Source organism: Acidobacteriota bacterium (assembly GCA_020349885.1).
In the GTDB taxonomy this organism is placed as follows: Bacteria; Acidobacteriota.
Window position 1 is genome coordinate 722,995 of the sequence record CP070701.1, and the last position, 19,383, is coordinate 742,377.

The 19,383-nt window shown below is 61.0% G+C and carries 15 protein-coding genes and 3 tRNA genes; 15 read left to right on the forward strand and 3 right to left on the reverse strand.

The annotated features are described in order from the left end of the window. From JSV08_03125 to JSV08_03155, 7 genes are all read left to right on the forward strand, one after another. Window positions 1–2,371, forward strand: a 2,371-nt coding sequence (locus tag JSV08_03125) for a tetratricopeptide repeat protein (GenBank protein ID UCF81417.1), incomplete at its 5' end; no start/stop codon positions are given. A gap of 110 nt (window positions 2,372–2,481) precedes the next feature. After that, window positions 2,482–4,608, forward strand: coding sequence for a hypothetical protein (locus tag JSV08_03130; GenBank protein ID UCF81418.1), 2,127 nt, complete (start codon window positions 2,482–2,484; stop codon window positions 4,606–4,608). A 9-nt stretch (window positions 4,609–4,617) separates the two neighbouring features. Next, window positions 4,618–5,262 carry a hypothetical protein gene (locus JSV08_03135; GenBank protein ID UCF81419.1) on the forward strand — a complete coding sequence of 215 codons (645 nt, stop codon included), beginning with the start codon at window positions 4,618–4,620 and terminating at the stop codon, window positions 5,260–5,262. A gap of 224 nt (window positions 5,263–5,486) precedes the next feature. After that, a complete protein-coding gene (locus JSV08_03140; GenBank protein UCF81420.1) occupies window positions 5,487–6,284 on the forward strand; it encodes a hypothetical protein in 798 nt (265 codons plus the stop codon). An 82-nt stretch (window positions 6,285–6,366) separates the two neighbouring features. Next, on the forward strand, window positions 6,367–7,947 hold the full coding sequence (locus tag JSV08_03145; GenBank protein UCF81421.1) for an MFS transporter: 1,581 nt from the start codon (window positions 6,367–6,369) through the stop codon (window positions 7,945–7,947). 161 nt (window positions 7,948–8,108) lie between these two features. Continuing rightward, window positions 8,109–8,183 (forward strand) — tRNA-Gln (locus tag JSV08_03150). Between the two features lie 83 nt (window positions 8,184–8,266). Next, window positions 8,267–8,713: a single-stranded DNA-binding protein gene (locus JSV08_03155; GenBank protein UCF81422.1), complete on the forward strand. Its 447-nt coding sequence runs from the start codon at window positions 8,267–8,269 to the stop codon at window positions 8,711–8,713. 86 nt (window positions 8,714–8,799) lie between these two features. On the opposite strand, the gene JSV08_03160 is transcribed toward JSV08_03155, so the two are convergent. Next, window positions 8,800–8,899: transfer RNA gene (locus JSV08_03160), tRNA-Sec, on the reverse strand. A gap of 46 nt (window positions 8,900–8,945) precedes the next feature. Between JSV08_03160 and JSV08_03165 the strand changes: the two genes are divergently transcribed. The 8 genes from JSV08_03165 (at window position 8,946) to bioA (ending at window position 17,398) form a co-directional block, all read left to right on the forward strand. After that, window positions 8,946–10,115: a hypothetical protein gene (locus JSV08_03165; protein ID UCF81423.1), complete on the forward strand. Its 1,170-nt coding sequence runs from the start codon at window positions 8,946–8,948 to the stop codon at window positions 10,113–10,115. A 119-nt stretch (window positions 10,116–10,234) separates the two neighbouring features. After that, a complete protein-coding gene (locus JSV08_03170; GenBank protein ID UCF81424.1) occupies window positions 10,235–11,047 on the forward strand; it encodes a diaminopimelate epimerase in 813 nt (270 codons plus the stop codon). A gap of 17 nt (window positions 11,048–11,064) precedes the next feature. Then, window positions 11,065–13,023 carry a SurA N-terminal domain-containing protein gene (locus JSV08_03175; protein UCF81425.1) on the forward strand — a complete coding sequence of 653 codons (1,959 nt, stop codon included), beginning with the start codon at window positions 11,065–11,067 and terminating at the stop codon, window positions 13,021–13,023. Between the two features lie 73 nt (window positions 13,024–13,096). Then, window positions 13,097–13,174, forward strand: a tRNA-Asp gene (locus JSV08_03180). 479 nt (window positions 13,175–13,653) lie between these two features. After that, complete coding sequence (locus JSV08_03185) at window positions 13,654–13,992, forward strand: RNA-binding protein (GenBank protein UCF81426.1); 339 nt, start codon at window positions 13,654–13,656, stop codon at window positions 13,990–13,992. Window positions 13,993–14,202: 210 nt separating this feature from the next. Beyond that, a complete protein-coding gene (bioF, locus tag JSV08_03190) occupies window positions 14,203–15,387 on the forward strand; it encodes an 8-amino-7-oxononanoate synthase (GenBank protein UCF81427.1) in 1,185 nt (394 codons plus the stop codon). Window positions 15,388–15,393: 6 nt separating this feature from the next. Next, entirely contained in the window at window positions 15,394–16,071 is a 678-nt protein-coding gene (gene bioD, locus JSV08_03195) for a dethiobiotin synthase (GenBank protein UCF81428.1), read from the forward strand. 37 nt (window positions 16,072–16,108) lie between these two features. Then, window positions 16,109–17,398 (forward strand): adenosylmethionine--8-amino-7-oxononanoate transaminase, encoded by a 1,290-nt coding sequence (bioA, locus tag JSV08_03200; GenBank protein ID UCF81827.1) that lies wholly within the window; start codon window positions 16,109–16,111, stop codon window positions 17,396–17,398. Here bioA and JSV08_03205 read toward each other — a convergent pair. Both JSV08_03205 and bioB read right to left on the reverse strand, forming a co-directional pair. After that, on the reverse strand, window positions 17,385–18,266 hold the full coding sequence (locus JSV08_03205; protein UCF81429.1) for a YqaJ viral recombinase family protein: 882 nt from the start codon (window positions 18,264–18,266) through the stop codon (window positions 17,385–17,387). The two genes, bioA and JSV08_03205, sit on opposite strands and share 14 nt — an antisense overlap. 152 nt (window positions 18,267–18,418) lie before the next feature. Further along, window positions 18,419–19,383 (reverse strand): biotin synthase BioB (gene bioB, locus JSV08_03210; GenBank protein UCF81430.1); only part of this gene is annotated, 965 nt, incomplete at its 5' end.

The following is a 19,383-nucleotide window of genomic DNA, read 5'->3' on the forward strand; positions in this document are numbered from 1 at the left end:
CATGTTGGCCGGGATGAAAGGAGACGAGGCGCTCGTCCGGGAGTCTTTCGACAAATACGCCGAGGCCGTCCGCCTCAATCCCGATGACCACGAAGCCTACTACAACTGGGGCCTTGCACTTTTCATGTTGGCCGGGATGAAAGGAGACGAGGCGCTCTTCCGGGAGTCTTTCGAAAAATACGCCGAGGCCGTCCGCCTCAAGCCGGATCTCCACCAGGCCTACAGCAATTGGGGCGCTGCGCTCGGGCAACTCGCGGAATTAAAAGGTGACGAGGCCCTTTTTCGAGAATCCATTGGTAAGCTCGCCGAGGCCGTCCGCATCAAGCCCGACAAGCACGAAGCCTACAACAACTGGGGTACTGCACTTTACGATTTGGCCAAGCTGAAAGAAGATGAGGCGCTCTTCCGGGAGTCCTTCGAAAAATACGCCGAGGCCGTCCGCATTGAGCCCAACGACCCTCTTTACTACAGCAACTGGGGCATTGCGCTTTACACGTTGGCCATGATGAAAGAAGACGAGTCGTTCTTCCGGGAGTCCTGCGCGAAATACGCCGAGGCGGTCCGCATCGAGCCCGATGACCCTCTTTACTACAGCAACTGGGGCCTTGCGCTTACGGGCTTGGCCATGATGAAAGGAGACGAGGCGCTCTTTCGAGAATCCTTTGAAAAATACGCCGAGGCCGTCCGCATCAAGCGCGATGACCACGATGCCTACAACAAGTGGGGCAATGCGCTTTCTGATTTGGCCGAGATGAAAGAAGAAGAAAAAGAAAAGGAAGCGCTTTTCCGGGAGTCCTTCGACAAATACGCCGAGGCCGTCCGCATCGAGCCAGAACACAACCAAGCCTACAACAACTGGGGCCTTGCGCTCTCCGAGTTGGCCGGAATGAAAGGCGACGAGGCGCTCTTCCGGGAGTCCTTCACCAAATACACCGAGGCGGTCCGCATCGAGCCCGACAAGCACGAAGCCTACTACAACTGGGGCAATGCGCTTTCTGATTTGGCCGGGATAAAAGAAGGAGAAAAAGAAAAGGAAGCGCTTTTCCGGGAGTCCTTCGGTAAATACGCCGAGGCCGTCCGCCTCAAGCCTGATCTCTACCAAGCCTACAACAACTGGGGCGTTGCGCTTTACGAGTTGGCCAAGATGAAAGAAGACGAAGAACTGTACAGAAAAGCCTGCACCAAGTATGAAGAGGCCGTTAGCATCAAGCCCGATTACTTCGAAGCTTACAACAATTGGGGCAATGCGCTTTCCGAATTGGCCAAGATGAAAGGCGATGAGGCGCTCTTTCGGGAGTCATTCGACAAATACGCCGAGGCCGTCCGCCTCAAGCCCGATATGCACCAAGCCTACGGAAACTGGGGTAATGCACTTTCCGATTTGGCCGAGATGAAAGGTGATGAGGCGCTCTTTCGGGAGTCATTCGAAAAATACGCCGAGGCCGTCCGCCTCAAGCCCGATTACCACGAAGCCTACAACAGCTGGGGCACCGCGCTTTCCGATTTGGCATGGATGAAAGCCGACGAGGCGCTCTTCCGGGAGTCCTTCGGCAAATACGCCGAGGCCGTCCGCCTCAATCCCGATGACCACGAAACCTACTTCAACTGGGGTACTGCGCTTTTCGGTTTGGCCGGGATGAAAGGTGACGAAGCGCTCTTTCGACAAGCCTTCGAAAAATACGCCGAGGCCGTCCGCACCGAGCCTGACGACCACGAAGTCTACTACAACTGGGGCAATGCGCTTTTCATGTTGGCCGGGATGAAAGGAGACGAGGCGCTCTTCCGGGAGGCCTTTGAAAAATACGCCAAAGCCATCGACATCGAGCCCGATTACCACGAAGTTTACAACGACTGGGGCTTTGCGCTTTCCATGTTGGCCGTGATGAAAGAAGGAGAAAAAGAAAAAGAGGCGCTCTTCCGGGAGGCCTCCGAAAAGTACGCCGAGGCCGTCCGCCTCAATCCCGATGACCACGAAGCCTACAGCAACTGGGGCAATGCGCTTTACGAGTTGGCCAAGCTGAAAGAAGATGAGGCGCTCTTCCGGGAGGCCTTCGACAAGTTCGCCGAGGCCGTCCGCATTGAGCCCAACGACCCTCTTTACTACAGCAACTGGGGCAATGTGCTTTCCGATTTGGCCAAGATGAAAGGCGACGAAGAACTCTTTAGGGAGTCCTTCACCAAATACGCCGAGGCCGTCCGCATCGAGCCCAACGAACCTATTTACTACCACAACTGGGGCGTTGCGTTGCGCGAGTGCGCTATAATTGTCGAGGGCGAAGCCGAGAACGAATCGCTCATGAAACAAGCCGTGGAAAAACTATTAAAAGCCGAGGAATTGGAAAAAGCCTCCAAGGACAAGCCCGAGAGTTGAGGTTTCCCGCGCCCTTATTTAGAATGGGGCGATATGCCGCGCGCGCGGATCGTAGAGCGTGACATCCCGCAGGCGATGGAGGTGTTGAAGGAATCGTCTCAGGAAACCTCATGAAAAAGACCGCGCTGCTGGTTGTCTGCCTCGGATTCATTCCCGCCGTTTTCTGGGCCGCGCCGGAACCCCCTCCCTCCAAAGAGGAGAAAGAAGAAGTTGAGCCGTCTGTTCCCGACCTCCTCAAGCGCGAGCAGGAGGGCGAATCACTCACCGCCGAAATGCACTTCCTGCTGGGCGTGGACGCTTACAAGAAGGGCGACAAGGAAGAGGCCGCAAGGCGGTTCGGCAATTCGGCTATGTTGGGAGAAAGCTCCGCAGCCTACAGCAACTGGGGCAGCGTGCTTTCCGATTTGGCCCGAATGAAAGGCGACGAAGCGCTCTTCCGGGAGTCGTTCGACAAGTTCGCCGAGGCCGCCCGCCTCAATCCCGATGACCACATAACCTACTTGAACTGGGGCAATGCGCTTTCCGGTTTGGCCGGGATGAAAGCCGACGAAGCGCTCTTCCGGGAGTCCTTCGAGAAATACGCCGAGGCCGTCCGCATCAAGCCCGATTACCACAAAGCTTACTACAACTGGGGCAATGTGCTTTCCGGTTTGGCCGGGATGAAAGGCGACGAGGCGCTCTTCCGGGAGTCCTTCGAGAAATACGCCGAGGCCGTCCGCCTCAAGCCGGATCTTCACGAAGCCTACATTAATTGGGGCACTTCGCTTGTGCAGCTCGCGGATTTAATGGGTAGCGAGACCCTGCTTCGAGAATCTTTCGGTAAGTTCGCAGAGGCCGTCCGCGTCGAGCCCGGTTTCCACCAAGCCCACAACAACTGGGCCTTTGCGCTTTCCAAGTTGGCCGCAATGAAAGGCGACGAGGCGCTCTTCCGGGAGTCCTTCGAGAAATACGCCGAGGCCGTCCGCCTCAAGCCCGATTACCACGAAGCCTACTACAACTGGGGGATTGCGCTTTCCGGTTTGGCCGGGATGAAAGGCGACGAGGCGCTTTTCCGGGAATCTTTCACCAAATATAAAAAGGCCGTTAGCATTAAGCCCGACAAGCACGAAGCCTACAACAACTGGGGCTTTGCGCTTGGGCAACTCGCGGAATTAAAAGGTGACGAGGCTCTTCTTCGAGAATCCTTGGGTAAGTTCGCCGAGGCCGCCCGCATCAGGCCCGATTTCCACCAGGCCTACAGCAATTGGGGCGCTGCGCTCGGGCAACTCGCGGAATTAAAAGGTGACGAGGCCCTTTTTCGAGAATCCATTGGTAAGCTAGCCGAGGCCGTCCGCCTCAAGCCCGATTACTCCGAAGCCTACAACAACTGGGGCTTTGCGCTTTCCAAGTTGGCCGGGATGAAAGGAGACGAAGCGCTCTTCCGGGAGTCCCTGGAAAAATGCGCCAAAGCCGTCCGCATCGAGCCCGATGCCCCCGCAGCCTACGACAGCTGGGGTGTTGCGCTTACGGGCTTGGCCAAGCTGAAGGGCGACGAGGCGCTCTTCCGGGAGTCCTTCGGCAAATACGCCGAGGCCGTCCGCCTCAAGCCTGATCTCCACCAAGTCTACGACAACTGGGCCGTTGCATTGCGTGAGTGCGCTAAAATTGTCGAGGACGAGGCCGAGAAGGAAGCGCTCCTCCGGGAGTCCTTCGCCAAATATGCCGAGGCCGTCCGCCTCAAGCCCGACAAACACGAAGCCCACAGCAACTGGGGCAGTGCGCTTTCGGACTTGGCCGGCATGAAAGAAGACGAGGCGCTCTTCCGGGAGGCCTTGGAAAAATGCGCCAAAGCCGTCCGCATCAAACCCGATTCCCACGCGGCCTACGGCAGTTGGGGTGTTGCGCTTTCCGGTTTGGCCAAGATGAAAGGTGACGAGGCGCTCTTTCGGGAGTCCTTCGAAAAATACGCCGAGGCCGTCCGCCTCAAACCCGATATGCACCAAGCCTACGGAAACTGGGGTAATGCGCTTTCCGATTTGGCCGAGATGAAAGGCGACGAGGCGCTCTTCCGGGAAGCCTTCGGCAAATACGCCGAGGCCGTCCGCCTCAAACTTGATCTCCGCCAAGTCTACGACAACTGGGCCGTTGCGTTGCGTGAGTGCGCTGAAATTGTCGAGGACGAGGCCGAGAAGGAAGCGCTCTTGAAAGAAGCCGAAAAGAAAGAGAAAATAGCCGAGAAAATCAAGAAACGTAAATAGGGAAGAAGCATGAAAAAAATTACGCTGCTGATTGTCTGCCTCGGCTTCATTCCCGCCGTTTTCCGGGCCACGACGGAACCCCCTCCCTCCGAAAAGGAGAAAGAGGAAGTTAAGCCGCCGGCTCCCGACCTCCTCAAGCGCGAGCAGAAAGGCGAAACCCTCACCCCCGAAATGCACTTCATCCTGGGCCTGGACGCTTATGACAAGGGCGACCTGGAAGAAGCGGCAAAACGCTGGGAAATCGCGGCCATCTCGGGAAAGCATCCCAAAGCCTACCTCTACTGGGGCGACGTGCTTTTGGATTTGGACTTGACGAAAAACTTCCGGGAGTCCCTCGACAAATACGCCGAGGCCGTCCGCCTAAAGCCCGACTACCACGAAGCCTACAGCAACTGGGGTACCGCGCTTTCCGTTGTGGCCAAGGAGAAAAAGGACGAGGCGCTCTTCCAGGAGTCCTTCACCAAATACGCCGAGGCCGTCCGCATCGAGCCCGACGAACCTCTTTACTACCGCAACTGGGCCGTTGCGTTGCGCTGGCTTGCCAAAATTACCGAGGACGAAGCCGAGAGGGAGGCGCTCTTGAAAGAAGCCGGGGAAAAAACAGAAAAAGCCGAGGCATTGAAAAAAGCTTCCAAGGACAAGCCCGAGAGTTGAGGTTTCCCGCGCCCTTATTTAGAATGGGGCGATATGCCGCGCGCGCGGATCGTCGAGCGCGACGTCCTGAAGGTAAAGGCAGTGGAGGAGTTGAAGAGATTGTCTAAGCGGAACACTACGGCTTTATGACGGACAACGAAGAAAGACGGCAACCCCGGGACACCGGCCTCCGGAGATGGCTGCTTCCATGCCTTGCTCCGATCATTGCAGTAATTTTAATCGGAGTGCCGAGTTGGCTGTATTACCTTGGAAAGAAGAAGGCGCAAGAACAGGCGCCCGGAGAGGATACAACCGAATTTACGGCGGACGTGATTCCTCAAGGGGACAAGGAAGTCATTGAGCTGTCAGCCCCCGATAGCCTCGAGCAGGAAGAAGAAGGCGAGCCCGTCGACCCCGAGATGCACTTCATCCTCGGCCTTGACGCTTATGACAAGGGCGACAGGGAAGGGGCGGCGAAACACTGGGAAATCGCGGCCGTTTCGGGAAAGAATCCCAGTGCCTACTTCAACTGGGGCAACGTGCTTTTGGATTCGGCTTGGGAGAAAGGCGACGAGGCGCTCTACCGGGAGTCCTTCGGCAAATACGCCGAGGCCGTCCGTCTCGAGCCTGGTTATCACGAAGCCTACACCAACTGGAGCACCGCGCTTACGGGCCTGGCCAGGCTGAAAAGAGACGAGGCGCTCTTTCGCGAGGCCATGGAAAAATGCGCCGAGGCCATCCGCATAAAGCCCGACAAGCACGAAGCCTACAGCAACTGGGGCAATGCGCTTTCCGATCTGGCCAAGATGACAAAGGACGAGGCGCTCTTCCGGGAGTCCTTCGGCAAATACGCCGAGGCCGTCCGCATCGAGCCCGACAGCCATTACTACCACCGCAACTGGGGCCTTGCGCTGCGCGCGTGTGCTAAAATCGTCAAGGACGAAGCCGAGAGGGAGGCGCTTTTGAGAGAAGCCGAAGAGAAAGAGAAGAAAGCCGAGGAATTGAAAGCGGCTTCTAAAGGTACTAAATGGGGTGTAGAGTAGCTTTGAGGCCGCCGTGTTCGATGAACGCAGGGAAAAAGAGAAAAAAAGCCGGTGAATTGAAAGCAGCCGTGAGATAACGACCATGACGTCATCCCCCTCCACCTACCGCTGGGCGCGGCCGGGCGACGTGAACGCCTTCTTCGGTCTCATGCTCGACAACATGAGCGACCTCGTAATCTTCGCCTCCATCCTCATCCTGGGCTTCGGCGTCCCCAAGGAGGTCGTCCTCTTCAAGATGGTGCCCGGAAGCGCCGTCGCGGTGCTCGTGGGGGACCTTCTCTACACGTGGATGGCGTTCGGCCTCGCGCGCCGTGAGCGGCGGAGCGACGTCACGGCGATGCCGCTCGGCATGGACACGCCCTCGACCATCGGCTACGCCGTGGCCATCTACGGCCCTGCGTACATGATGTTCACGCGGGAAGGCATGGCGCCCGAGGCGGCGGGCGAGCGGCTATGGTACCTGAGCATGGCCGTCATGGTGATGTCGGGGCTAATCAAGGCCGCGGGCTCGCTCGTCGGGGAGCGCATCCGCGCCGCCGTGCCGCGCGCGGGCCTCCTGGGTTCCATCGCCGCCGTCGCGCTCGTCCTCATCGCCTTCCTTCCGTCGCTCAAGATATTCGGCAGCCCCATCGTGGGCCTCCTCTCGCTCGGCATCATCCTGGCGGCGCTCATCGCGCGCTACCGGCTTCCGTGGAACGTTCCCGGGGCGCTCGCCGCCGTCGGCGTGGGCATGCTCGTCTACTACGTCCTCGCCGCGTTGCCCTTCGGGCTTCCCGGCATCGAGCCCTTCCACGGCGATTTCTCCCTGCGCTTCGCGCTTCCGATTCCCACGCTCGGCTTCGTGCAGGGCCTCGCCGACGCCTGGCTCTATTTTCCCATCGTGCTCCCGTTCACGCTCGCCATCGTCGTGGGCTCGGTGGACGTGACGGAGAGCGCCGCCGCCGCGGGCGACACCTACCCGACGCGCCGCATCATCCTGGCCGACGCCGCGGCCACGGCGCTCGCCGGCCTCTGCGGCGGTGCCGTGCAGTCGACGCCCTACATCGGCCACCCCGCGTACAAGGCGATGGGCGGGCGCGCGGCCTACACGCTCGCCACGGCCCTGTTCATCGGCGCGGGCGGCATGCTCGGCTACCTCGCCTTCTTCGTGGACTTCATCCCCGAGGCCGCCGTCGCCCCCATCCTGGTCTTCATCGGCCTCGAGATCACGGCGCAGGCCTTCGAGGCGACGCCGCACCGCCACGCGAAGGCCGTGGCGATCTGCTTCCTTCCCGTAATGGCCAACCTCGTGAGCATCCAACTCGACCAGATGATGCAGGCGCTCGGCGGCTCAGAAGAGGCGCTCACGGGAGAAATCTCGCACGCCTACTTCGTGCTGCGCATGCTCGGAAACGGCTTCATCCTTTCGGCGCTCCTGTGGGGGGCGCTCTCGGCCGACCTGATCGACCGCCGCTACGCGCGCGCCACCGGCTTCGCCCTGCTCGGCTCGGTGATGTGCCTCTTCGGGCTGATTCACTCGCCCTATCCGGCGGGGGCCATGTTCTGGCCCTGGGCCGTCCAGGACCCTCACCCGTTCGCCTTTGCCGCGGGCTACGCACTTCTCGCGCTCGCGTGCCTGGGGCTGGGCCGCGTGGACGAAGCGAAGCACCCGGACGAGTGGTAGGCCGGCGTCCGTCCTATTTGCGGCGGCCGGCTCATCGAGCGCTGCTGCAAGAAGAGATGACGCTCGAGGCGGAAATGCCCCGGACGGGCCATTAAGATACAATGGTTCTTACTCCCTGCTTCTTGCACAGGCAAGGTGCAAGGGGGTTCACGGCGGACCTTTGGGGCGTAGCCAAGTGGTAAGGCACAGGACTTTGGATCCTGGAATCGGAGGTTCGAATCCTCCCGCCCCAGCCAATACCGACCCAAGCGGCGGACTTGCTCCGCATGCGGGCGAGTGCTACACTGGTTTCCTTCAAATATAAAAAGGAGAAACTCCCATGGCAGGACTGAACAAAGTCATTCTCATCGGCAACTTGGGACGCGATCCGGAGCTTCGCTACACCCCGGGCGGGTCGCCAGTCGCGGAGTTCACGCTCGCCACCAATGATAAGTGGAAGGACAAGGACGGCAACCCGCAGGAGCGCACCGAGTGGCACAACGTCGTGGCGTGGGGCCGGCAGGCGGAAATCTGCGGGGAGTATCTGAACAAAGGACGGCAGGTCTACGTCGAGGGGCGCATCCAGACCCGCTCGTGGGACGACAAGGACGGCAACAAGCGCTACAAGACGGAAGTAGTGGCACGCCAGGTTCTCATGCTCGGCGGGCGCGGCGAGGGCCAGGGTCCCAGAGCCAAGACCGGCGAGGCGGACTCCCCAAAATCATCGCCGCCGGATGCGGTCTCGGAGCCAGACCCGGACTACAGCGACGAGGACATTCCATTCTAAGGAACCTGTGCGCCCGCCATCCACAGCGCCTGCCTCCGCCGAAGCGCTTCGCGCAAGCAGGTTGCGGCGGACAGGCCTCGGCGTGATGGCGGAAGCGGGTGGGAATCGAACCCACCGCCCCGATCTCTTGGATCTGGGCCCGACGGATTTGAAGTCCGCGGAGGACACCAGCCCTCGTTCGCTTCCAGTTCTCATCTTAGGCGCGGCCTGCGGAGCGGTCAAGGCGACTTCGGTGGCGTCCGTGCTTGTGCTCGGCGTTGCGTGCGGGGTCAAGAAGGACCCGGTTCCGCCCCTGCGGCGCGTGCCGCATCCGGCGGAGTTCACGCTCGCCCAGCAAGGGTCTTACGTGCACGTCCGCGGCAGCGTTAAGCCGACCACCATGAACGGGTACCCCATCGAGGAGGCCACGTTGAGCATCTGGCGCGACGAGCGCCCCGAGGGGGGAGGCAACTACCCTTCCGCGCGGGTTTTCAAGGAAAGCGCCGAGCTCGTGGCGACGCTTCGCGTCATCCCCAGCCAGTCGACCGCCTTCTCGTGGCAGGATTCGGTGGCCGACGTTGTGGCCGAGAACGTTGAGGTGGCCATGGAAGAAGAGCGGAGCGAGGAAGAAGAGGGGCCTTTGTCACCCGACCCGAGCTGGAGGCGAAAGAAGAAAGATGCCGGGCAGGGGGGCGGGGGGGCGGTTGCGAAGGAGGTTTTCTACGGCATCGAGATTCGAAACGAGCGGGGGCGCCGCAGCCCGTTTTCGAAAATCGAGCGCATTTTTCCCAAACTTTACGCGGAGCCGCCCCAAGTGCTCGAAGCGGCTGTCACCGAGATGGCCGTGCACCTTCGGTGGGAGCACGCCATGCCCGCCGTGGAGGAACCTTCCGCTCCGAGTCCGCCGATCGGCTATGTCGTCCTTCGCCACACCGTAAGGCCCGGCGCCCCGGGGGCGGGCGAGGCGCCGCCGGAGCGCCTCACGCCGGAGCCCGTTGAGGGAAATTGGTTCGAGGACGAGAAATTTCGCTTTGACCAAACCTATGTGTACCGCGTCCGAAGCGTCGTGCCCGAAGGTGCCGAGAGCCTCGACTCCGAAACGGTGACGGTGACGCCCATAGATGTCTTCCCGCCCGCCGTGCCGCAGGGTCTTTCGGCGAGCGTCGAAGAGGAGGGGGTGCGCCTCTTTTGGTTTCCCAACAAGGAGGAAGACCTAGCCGGCTACCATGTGTACCGGGCGGGCGACGACGGCGCCTTCGCCCGAATCACGGCCGAGCCTTTTTCCTCGACGATTTTCGAGGACAGCACCGTCGAGATCGATCGAAGGTACCGCTACCGCGTGACAGCCGTGGACGGGGCGGGAAATGAAAGCACCCCTTCGGAGAGCGTCGAGCGGCTGGTGCGCGCGGCTCCGGTGTTTTGAGGCATTTATCTGATGACCCAAAGCGTGTTTTGTATCAGGACGCTGAACGCTGAGCGCTTTCCGCCGAAGGCGATACGTTATACGCTATACTCCATACTCCATATGAGACACGTTCCGTCATGAACGCCGTGCCGTTTTACAAGATGACCGCGGGGGGAAACGATTTTCTGCTTTTCGACAACCGCAGCGGCTGCGTGCCGGGCGGGGCCGCGTGGATCTCGGCGGCCTGCCGGCGCGGCCTCGGGGCGGGGGCCGACGGCGCCATCTACGTGGAGTACTCGCGCAAGGCGCATTTTCGCATGCGCTATTTCAACGCGGACGGAAAGGAGGCGGAGTTCTGCGGCAACGGGCTGCAATGCGCCGCGCGGTTCGCCCTTATGAAGGTCATCGCCCCCCGCGGGATGCGCATCGAGACGGCGCGTGGCGTCCGCAAGGCCGAAGTCCGGGAAAGCGACGTTAGCGTGGAGCTTGCCGCGCCGCGCGAGGAGCGGCTCAACCTTTCTCTGCTCCTCAAGGGCCGCGGCGTGACGGGAAACTACGTGGAGGCCGAGGTGCCGCATTTTGTGGTTTTCGTGGAGGACCTGGAAGCGTGCGCCGTCAAGGAACTCGGACGCCTGATTCGCAGCCATCCGGAGTTCGGCCCGGCGGGCACGAACGCGACGTTCGTGCAAGTCGAAGACGAGCACCGGTTGCAGTTGCGCACCTACGAGCGCGGCGTCGAGGCCGAGACCCTCGCCTGCGGTACGGGAAGCGCCGCCGCCGCATGGACGGCGGTGCGGCTGGGGCTCTGCGCTTTTCCCACGGCGTGCTTGACCCGCGGAGGCGGCTCCTTTACAATAGACTCACCCTCGGAAGGTGAAAGCCTGTGGCTTTCGGGAAAGGCGAGGGTGGTATACGCAGGGGAGTTGTGGGATGAAATCTTCGATTCTTAAAGAAAGGAGAAACCGCTGTGATTGGCTCGATGCGTGAAAACCTGAAGCACCTCAAGTGGGTCATTTGGGCCGTGATCGGGGCCTTCATCATCACCATCTTTGCCTTCTGGGGCGGCGGCGCGCGGCGGGGCGAAGCCGTCGCGGCCGACTGGGCCGCCACCGTGGACGGCGAGGTCATCACCGTGATCGAGTTCTTGAACGCCTATCAAAATTCGGAACGCAGATACCGGGAAACCTTCTATGGCATGGAAAGGGAGTTCAATCCGGCGGAGATGAACCTTGGCTACATGATTATCAATGATATGATTACGCAGTGGCTGCTGGCCGCGGAGGCGGAAAAACTGGGGTTCCGCGCCTCGGACGCCGAGCTCGCGGACGCCATCATGGAGAATCCCAATTTCCAGCGGGATGGGCGCTTCATCGGCCGCGATGAATACATCCGGCAGCTCTCCCGCCAGGGGCTGAGCGCCGCTGTCTGGGAGAATCAGATGCAGCGGTATCTGCTCGCCGGCAAGATGCGCAACTTGCTTCGCTCCGCGGTGACCATTACGGAAAAGCAGATCGAGGAGCGCTTCCACGACACGCTGCGCCGCGTGAACCTTCTGTATTTTTTCGTTCCGGAAGACGCTCTGCCCCGCGACATCGCGGTGTCCCAGGCGGACATCAAAGCCTACTACGAGAAAAACAAGGAGAGCTACACCATCCCCGAGGAGCGCCGCGTCGAATACACCGTCTTCGGCCCCGAGGATTACCATGCCCGCGTCAAGGTGACGGATGAGGAACTTCGGGATTACTACGAACGCGCCAAGGAGTTTTACCATGTCAGCGGGGAACGCTGGCGCGCAAGCCACATCCTCATCCGCTTGGAAGAGCTCGCGGACGACGAGACGCGCGAGGAAAAGAGGATTCTGGCCGAATCGATCGCCGACCGCGCCCGCAAGGGGGAGGATTTCGCTGCCTTGGCGCGCCAGTATAGCGAGGACCCGGGCTCGGCGGTGAAGGGCGGCGACTTGGGCTATTTCGGCCCCGGGCAGATGGTCAAGCCTTTCGAGGACGCGGTCAAGGCGCTTGAGGAGGGCGGGGTGAGCGACGTGGTGACCACCTCGTTCGGGTTTCATATCATCAAGCTCCAAGACTTCGATCCGGGCGGCTACTATCGAACTTACGAGGAGGTGGAGCCGGAGCTTCGAGAGCAATTCATAGAACAGCGCGCAAGCAGCATGGCTTACGACGACGCGAAGGAGCTGAGCCAAACGCTGCAGGCGGAGACGTTCCGGGAAACCGCACAGGAGCTGGGAGCCGACATCCGCGACAGCGGCTTTTTTTCCCGCAAGCAGGAAGGCGCCTTTCCCGAGCCCCTCCATGAGCTGCAGAAGCGAGCCTACTTCTTGAGCTTACACGACATTTCCTCTCCCATTGCAATCGGCGACCGGTATGCGGTGTTCTACGTGGCGGAGCGGAAGGAGAACCGCATTCCCGATTTCGACGAGGTCAAGGACAGGATCCGAAAGGACGTGCAGGACACGCGGCGCGAAACCACCTATATTAAGTGGGCCGAGAAGGAGATTGCGAGCGTCCGCTCCGGCAAGAAGAGTTTTGGCGATCTCGAAGAGAAATTCGGGCGCGAAAAAGACGCCACGGGCACGTTTACGTGCACCAATAAGCCCGTGCGCTTCGAACAGAAAACGCCCGGCCTCTTTGAAATGGTCGAGTCCATGGAGGAAGGAGATGTCGGGGCGTACTACTTGCCGGAGAAGGGGCTGATGTTGTTCGAGGTGGACCTTAAGGTGGATTTTGAGGAGAGCGCCTACGAGAAACGCAAGGAACTCCTGCGCGACGAGCTCATCCAAATCTATCAGGACGAGGTTATCGGCTCTGCCGTGGCGACGCTCAGGCTGCGCAGCGAAGTGCGCACGAACCACAAGCTGGTACTCAGTGCGCAGGGAGGAAAGAGCTCCGTTCCCGCCGCGTCGTAGTTCAGTACCAAGTGCCCCAGTTCCAGCCCCGCGTTGACAATTGCGCGGATAGGACGTAGCATAACGTCTTGAGGGGGCCGTAGTTCAGTCGGTTTAGAACGCCGGCCTGTCACGCCGGAGGTCGCGGGTTCGAGTCCCGTCGGCCCCGCCATTTACTCAGCCGATCACGTTGAAGTCGCGGCCCCGCCGAAGCCGTCGGGGGTAAAGTTCGAGTTTTACCCCGACTTCAGTCGGGGCCCGTCGGCCCCGCCACGGTCTGCTCTGCATGGCGGTTCTGAAATCACCGGTCACTCCCTCCTCCTGTCCGGGGACAATTGTCGCACCAGCACTTGACAAACGCTCCCGGGCGGTGTATACTACAATCTTCCACCCTGAGGTGGAAGGTTAACCAAATTCTGCACGCAACTGGTAGGTTCGGGTGAAGTAAGGACGGACGTTCATTTTTCGTTTTTCCATTTCCTTCGAAGCGCTGGGAGGCGGTTGGGGTTCTGCTCGAAAAGAGCGGGCTCAAGGTACGCCGTACGCGGAAGACGCGGGCGGACAATCGCCGTTCGTGTAGGAGTTGATGGAAGGGGCGAACCTTTCCATCGTGTAAAGGACCATAAGAGACGAAAAGGACCGAAAACGAACATGAAACTCTACGTTGGAAACCTGTCCTTCGACATAACGGAGGACGCGCTTCGCAAGGAATTCGAAGCCCACGGAGAAGTGGCCTCGGTGGCCATCATCACTGACAAATTCACGGGCCGGCCGCGTGGCTTCGGCTTCGTGGAAATGAACGACGACGAGCAGGCCAAGGCCGCCATAGGTGCGCTGAACGAAAAGGAATTCATGGGGCGCAACATGAAGGTCAACGAGGCCCGGCCGCGAACCGAAGGTGGCCGAGGCCGCGGCGGCGGCGGTGGTGGTCGCGGCGGTGGTCGCGGCGGTGACCGCGGCGGCAACCGAGGCGGCGGTAACCGCTGGTAACTGCGAAGTTGTATTTTCTCGACAAAGGCGGCCCCGTCAAGGCGGGGCCGCCTTTTTTTGTCCGTTGTGATTTCGCAGATGAGAGCGGATCGCCCGATGCCTTGCCCCGCTGTCCCCGTTCGGTTATCCTAATCCCTCGCTGTGTTCACGAGTTCGCGGCATTCCCATAGAATTCTAAATTAAGTAGGCCTGTATCAAAGCGCCGTTTCGATGTCAATTTTTTCGCACCCCAACGTGGCCGGAACGCCCGCGCAAGATTCTCCCGAATCTTTCGTGCGGGAAAGGCTGGCCGCGCTCAAAGCGGCCGACGGGCACCGCGCGCTCAAAACCCCGCGTGGCGTCGACCTCTCCTCGAACGACTACCTGGGGCTGAGCAGGCACCCGGCGGTCATCAAGGGAATTTTCGAAGCCGTCGAGAAATACGGCGCCGGCTCGGGGGGCTCACGGCTCCTGGGCGGCAACCTCCCGCTCCACGAGGAGGTCGAAGAAACGCTTGCCCGCCTCAAGGGCCGCGAGGCCGCGCTCCTTTTTAATTCCGGCTACCAGGGAAACGTCGGCATCCTCTCGGCCCTCGCGGGCCCGGGCGACCAGGTTTTCTCCGACAAGCTCAACCACGCCTCCATCGTGGACGGCATCCGCCTGAGCAAGGCGAGAATATTCGCCTATCGGCACTGCGACATGAACGACCTCGAAGGCGACCTCAAACGCCACCCCACACGCTCGCGCTCGGCAAAGCGCCTCATCGTGACCGACACCGTCTTCAGCATGGACGGCGACATCGCGCCGCTCAAGGACCTGGTGTTCCTTGCAAAACGATACGGCGCGATGCTCATGGTGGACGAGGCGCACGCCACGGGAGTGTTCGGACCGACCGGCGCGGGAATTTCCGAGATGCTCGGCGTCTCCGGGGACGTGACGCTCGCACTCGGGACATGCGGCAAGGCGATGGGCGTCTTCGGGGCCTACGTCGTCTGCGATAAGGAAATGCGAGATTATCTGATCAACCACGCCCGCAGCTTCATCTTCAGCACCAGCCTTCCGCCCGCGGTCCTGGGAGGCATCCTTGCGGCCGTCGATGTGATCAAAGGGGAGCCCGAGCGGCGCGAGCGGCTGCTCGAGCGCGCCGCTGGCGTCCGAGAAGAATTACAGGAGGCGGGGATCGACACCCTCAAGAGCGAAAGCCAGATCGTTCCCGTGATCCTGGGAAGCGAGTCGCGCGCGCTCGAGTTCAGCCGCGGGCTCGCCGAGGAAGGCTTCGACGTGCGCGCCGTCCGCCCCCCCACGGTGCCCAAGGGAACGTCGCGGCTGCGCCTCTCCCTGAACGCCTCCGTCGCGGAAGAAGATCTGCGCCGCGCCGTCGAGACGATTATTCGGCTTTACAAGGAAGGGGTGTAGGAAAGAATGCCGCCGCACGTCTTCGTCACGGGAACCGACACGGAGGTGGGAAAGACCGTCGTCGCCGCGGGGCTGCTTTCCCTCTGGCGCGAGCGGTACAAGACCCTCTACTGGAAGCCCATCCAGACGGGAACCAGCGTGGACCGCGACGCGGCGAGCGTGAAAAGACTCGCCTGCGCCGCGCCGGACGAGATCGCCGACGAAATTTACTGCTATCCAGAGCCGCTCTCGCCACACCTGGTCGCCCGCATGCACAAGCGGCCGATTTCCCTCGATGTTCTCAGGGAGAAATGCGACGAGCTCAAGCGGCGTGCCGAGCGCCTCATCGTCGAAGGCGCGGGCGGGCTGCTGGTTCCCGTGACCGAGACGGAGACCATGGTCGACTTGGTCAAGGCGCTCAACATCCCGGTCTTGATCGTCTCGCGCGCGGGCCTGGGCACCATCAATCACACGGTGCTCACGCTACGCGCCGCGCGGGAGTGCGGAATCTCCGTGTGGGGCGTCGTCATGTGCGGCGGCGAAAACTCTCAAAACGCCGAGGCCATCGAGCAGTACGGAGGGGCGAAGGTGCTCGCGCAGATTCCGAGGATAGAGGATTTGGAGAAAAATCTGGCGCGGGTGTTCCGGGAAAATTTTTCAGAGCCGCAGGAAGGAGAGAAAACCGTTGACGCACCCCGTTCTTGACAAGGACCGCCGCTACGTCTGGCATCCCTTCACGCAGATGAAGGACCACGAGCGGCACCCGCCGTTCGTCATCACGCGCGGCGAGGGCGTGTACCTTTACGACGACAAGGGCAATAAATACATCGACGCCGTCTCCTCGTGGTGGGTCAACATCCACGGCCACTCCCATCCGCGCCTCAACCGGGCGCTTCGGGAACAGGCGGACGCGCTGGAGCAGGTAATCTTCTCCGGCTTCACGCACGCACCCGGGGTGGAGCTCGCCGAGCGGCTCGTGAAAATTCTTCCGAAGAATATAAAGAAGATTTTCTACTCCGACGACGGCTCCACCGCCGTGGAGGTCGCCCTCAAGATGGCGCTCCAGTACTGGCGGCACAAGGGGCGGCCCGAAAAAACGAAATTCGCCTCCCTCGAAAACGGCTACCACGGCGACACGGTCGGGGCGATGTCCGTGGGCGGCGTGGAGCTTTTCCACGAGACGTTCCGGCCGCTCCTCTTCGAGACCCGCCGCGCCGCCTCGCCCTACGGCTACCGCTGCCCGCTCGGAAAGGAGTGCTCACCCTGTGACGCGGAGTGTATTTCATCCTTGGAAAACATCCTGCGCGAACATCATAAAGAGACGGCCGCGTTCATCGTGGAGCCCCTCATCCAGGCGGCCGGCGGGATGATCGTGTACCCGGAGGAATACCTTCAAAAGGCCGCCGGGCTCTGCAAGCGGTACGAGGTGCTTCTGATTTGCGACGAAGTGATGACCGGCTTCGGGCGCACGGGGGAGATGTTCGCCTCGGAGCGGGCGGGAATTCTTCCCGACATGATGTGCCTCTCGAAGGGACTCACGGCGGGCTACCTTCCGATGGCCGCGACGGCCGTGACCGAGGAAATTTACGGCGCCTTCTACGACGATTACGAAACCCTCAAAACTTTTTTCCACGGCCACTCCTTCACGGGGAATCCCCTGGCCGCCGCCGTGGGCGTCGAGAGCCTCAAGATTTTCGAGGAGGAGAACGTGCTCGAGAGGAACAAACCGCTTCAAGAAATCCTCCGCGACGGATTCGAATCGTTTCGCGATCTTCCCTGCGTGGGAGACGCGCGGACGCTCGGTATGGTCGGCGCCGTGGAGCTCGTCAAGAACAAGAAGACGAAAGAGCCGTTCGATTATCGCGAGCGCGTCGGCCTGCCCATCTACGAGGGTGGCCTCAGGGAAGGCGTCATCCTCCGCCCGCTCGGAAACGTCGTGTACGTCATGCCCCCGTACGTGATTAAGCAGGAAGAGCTGAAGCATGTGATAGAGGTGCTGGGGAGGCTTCTTCGGGGGTTTAGCGTTTCCTGAGCAGCATCCACACGTCGTTTCTATCCTGAGTCCAAGTGTAAACGATGTTGCCCGCCCGGATGCCTTTCGTTCCTCTCTCGCCGATGAAATAGCGAATCTTGTTTCTCAGCACTTCTTTCCTTTTGTTGTCGCCTCCACGGATCGCCTCTTCAAGCTGCTCGATGGTCTGCCGCGCCAAGTCGTCGGCCTCGACGATTTGGTCCTTGATTTCTCCTTCATGGCCGAGACGGTACACCGCCGTTAGCGCTTTCCTCGTTTCTTTCAGGCCGTCCCTCGGCTCCGGACACTTTTTTGCCTCGACGTTCCGCCAGAAATCCAGAGCGGCCTTCTGTATCTCGGCGATGTATTCGTCGTCGCGCCGGATGCGGTAAATCTCGGGAAGGCAAATTTCGGGCTCGACCTCGCCGAAGAGAACCGCAATTTCAACGGTCTTCCATTCCGGCCCCAAGACTCCCATCGCCCATTGGACCTGGTCCCTGACGTAATCGGGAACGTCGTCAGTTCCCGGCCTGCCCCAGTATTTTCTCCCGTGGCGCGAGGTCTTGATCTCGACCACTGTTTTCTCGCTCTCGACGAGACCGTCGACGGATGAACGAAAGACTGGATGTCGAGTCGACTGGAAGAACGAATCCGGATGGTAAAAAACATCCAGACAGCGCTTTTCCTTGTATGCATCCAACACGCACGGCTCAAGAAACTTTCCTCTCTCCATCGCTGGCGTGACTTCCTTGGCGTATAGATTCATCTTTTCCGCCCACACGGTGACCGCCGACGCCCAAGGGGAATGTCCCATGATGGCTCCGATGTCGCTTCCGCCGATTCCGCTCGCGCGCCCGTCGAGCCATTCCTGCGGAGAGGAATGCGACACAAGTTCCGCCGTGCTTACCCGGGGTTGTTCACCGGTGACCGAACCGCAAGGGCCGCAGTGAAGCAGCGGTAAGAAGAAGATAAAAATTGCCGCCCGAAATTTCATTCTTTTCTTCTCCTTATGTTACGAGTCGAGAATCCGAAGCCCGGCTACTATCCCGCCGCCGCGAACAGCTCCTGCCTGCACTCCTCGACCTCGAACCCGAGTTCTTCCAGAAACCGGTGCGTGTCCCCGGCGGAGGCGCCGGGCGTGGTGAGGTAGCCGTCCACGAAGAGGGAGTTCGCGGCGAAAAGGGCGAGCGGCCTCAGCTCGCCCAGGTTGACCTCGCTCCCGCCTGCGACGCGCACCTCCTTCGCCGGGTTGGCGAGCCGGAAGAGGCTCAGGATTTTAAAGCACCAAAGCGGCGTCAAGGCGCGCGCGCCCGCGAGGGGCGTGCCGGGAATCGGATTCAGGAAATTGAGCGGGATGGAATCCACGTCGAGCTCCCGCAGCGCCGACGCCACGGCGACGAGGTCTTCCTCCGTCTCGCCCATGCCGGCGATGACGCCGCAGCAGACGTCGAGCCCCGCCGTCTTGACGTTTCGCAGCGTCTCGATGCGGTCGGCGTAGGTGTGGGTTCCGCAGATCTCGGGATGGAAGCGCTCGCTCGTGTTGAGGTTGTGGTTGACGCGGTCCACGCCGGCGGCCTTGAGGCGCCGGGCGTGCTCGGCGGAAAGGAGCCCCAGCGAGCAGCAGATCTCGATGGAAATTTCTTCCTTGATCTCGCGCACCGCCCCGCACAGCGCCTCGATGTCAGCGTCCGAAGGGCCGCGCCCGCTCGTAGAGATGCAGTAGCGGAACGCCTTAGCTTGCGCCGCCCTGCGGGCACCCGCGACAATCCGCTCCTTGGGGACGAGGGGGTGCTTGTCGACCCCGGTCGCCGCCGCCGAGGACTGCGAGCAGTAGGCGCAGTCCTCGGGGCACAGCCCGCTCCGGGCGTTCAGGAGGACGTGTATCCGCGCGCGGCGGCCGAAGAATTTCTTTCGCACCGCCCACGCTGCGCGGACCAATTTCCAGACCTCTTCCTCGGGGGTTTGGAGAATCTTTCGCATCTCGCCCGCACTGAGCGCCTCCCGCG

Coding starts and splice junctions, on each gene's coding strand:
- bioD (UCF81428.1), top strand. CDS start 15,394: ATGCCGCCGCACGTCTTCGTCACGGGAACCGACACGGAGGTGGGAAAG.
- JSV08_03135 (UCF81419.1), top strand. CDS start 4,618: ATGAAAAAAATTACGCTGCTGATTGTCTGCCTCGGCTTCATTCCCGCC.
- JSV08_03145 (UCF81421.1), top strand. CDS start 6,367: ATGACGTCATCCCCCTCCACCTACCGCTGGGCGCGGCCGGGCGACGTG.
- JSV08_03170 (UCF81424.1), top strand. CDS start 10,235: ATGAACGCCGTGCCGTTTTACAAGATGACCGCGGGGGGAAACGATTTT.
- JSV08_03155 (UCF81422.1), top strand. CDS start 8,267: ATGGCAGGACTGAACAAAGTCATTCTCATCGGCAACTTGGGACGCGAT.
- JSV08_03130 (UCF81418.1), top strand. CDS start 2,482: ATGAAAAAGACCGCGCTGCTGGTTGTCTGCCTCGGATTCATTCCCGCC.
- bioF (UCF81427.1), top strand. CDS start 14,203: ATGTCAATTTTTTCGCACCCCAACGTGGCCGGAACGCCCGCGCAAGAT.
- bioA (UCF81827.1), top strand. CDS start 16,109: ATGAAGGACCACGAGCGGCACCCGCCGTTCGTCATCACGCGCGGCGAG.
- JSV08_03185 (UCF81426.1), top strand. CDS start 13,654: ATGAAACTCTACGTTGGAAACCTGTCCTTCGACATAACGGAGGACGCG.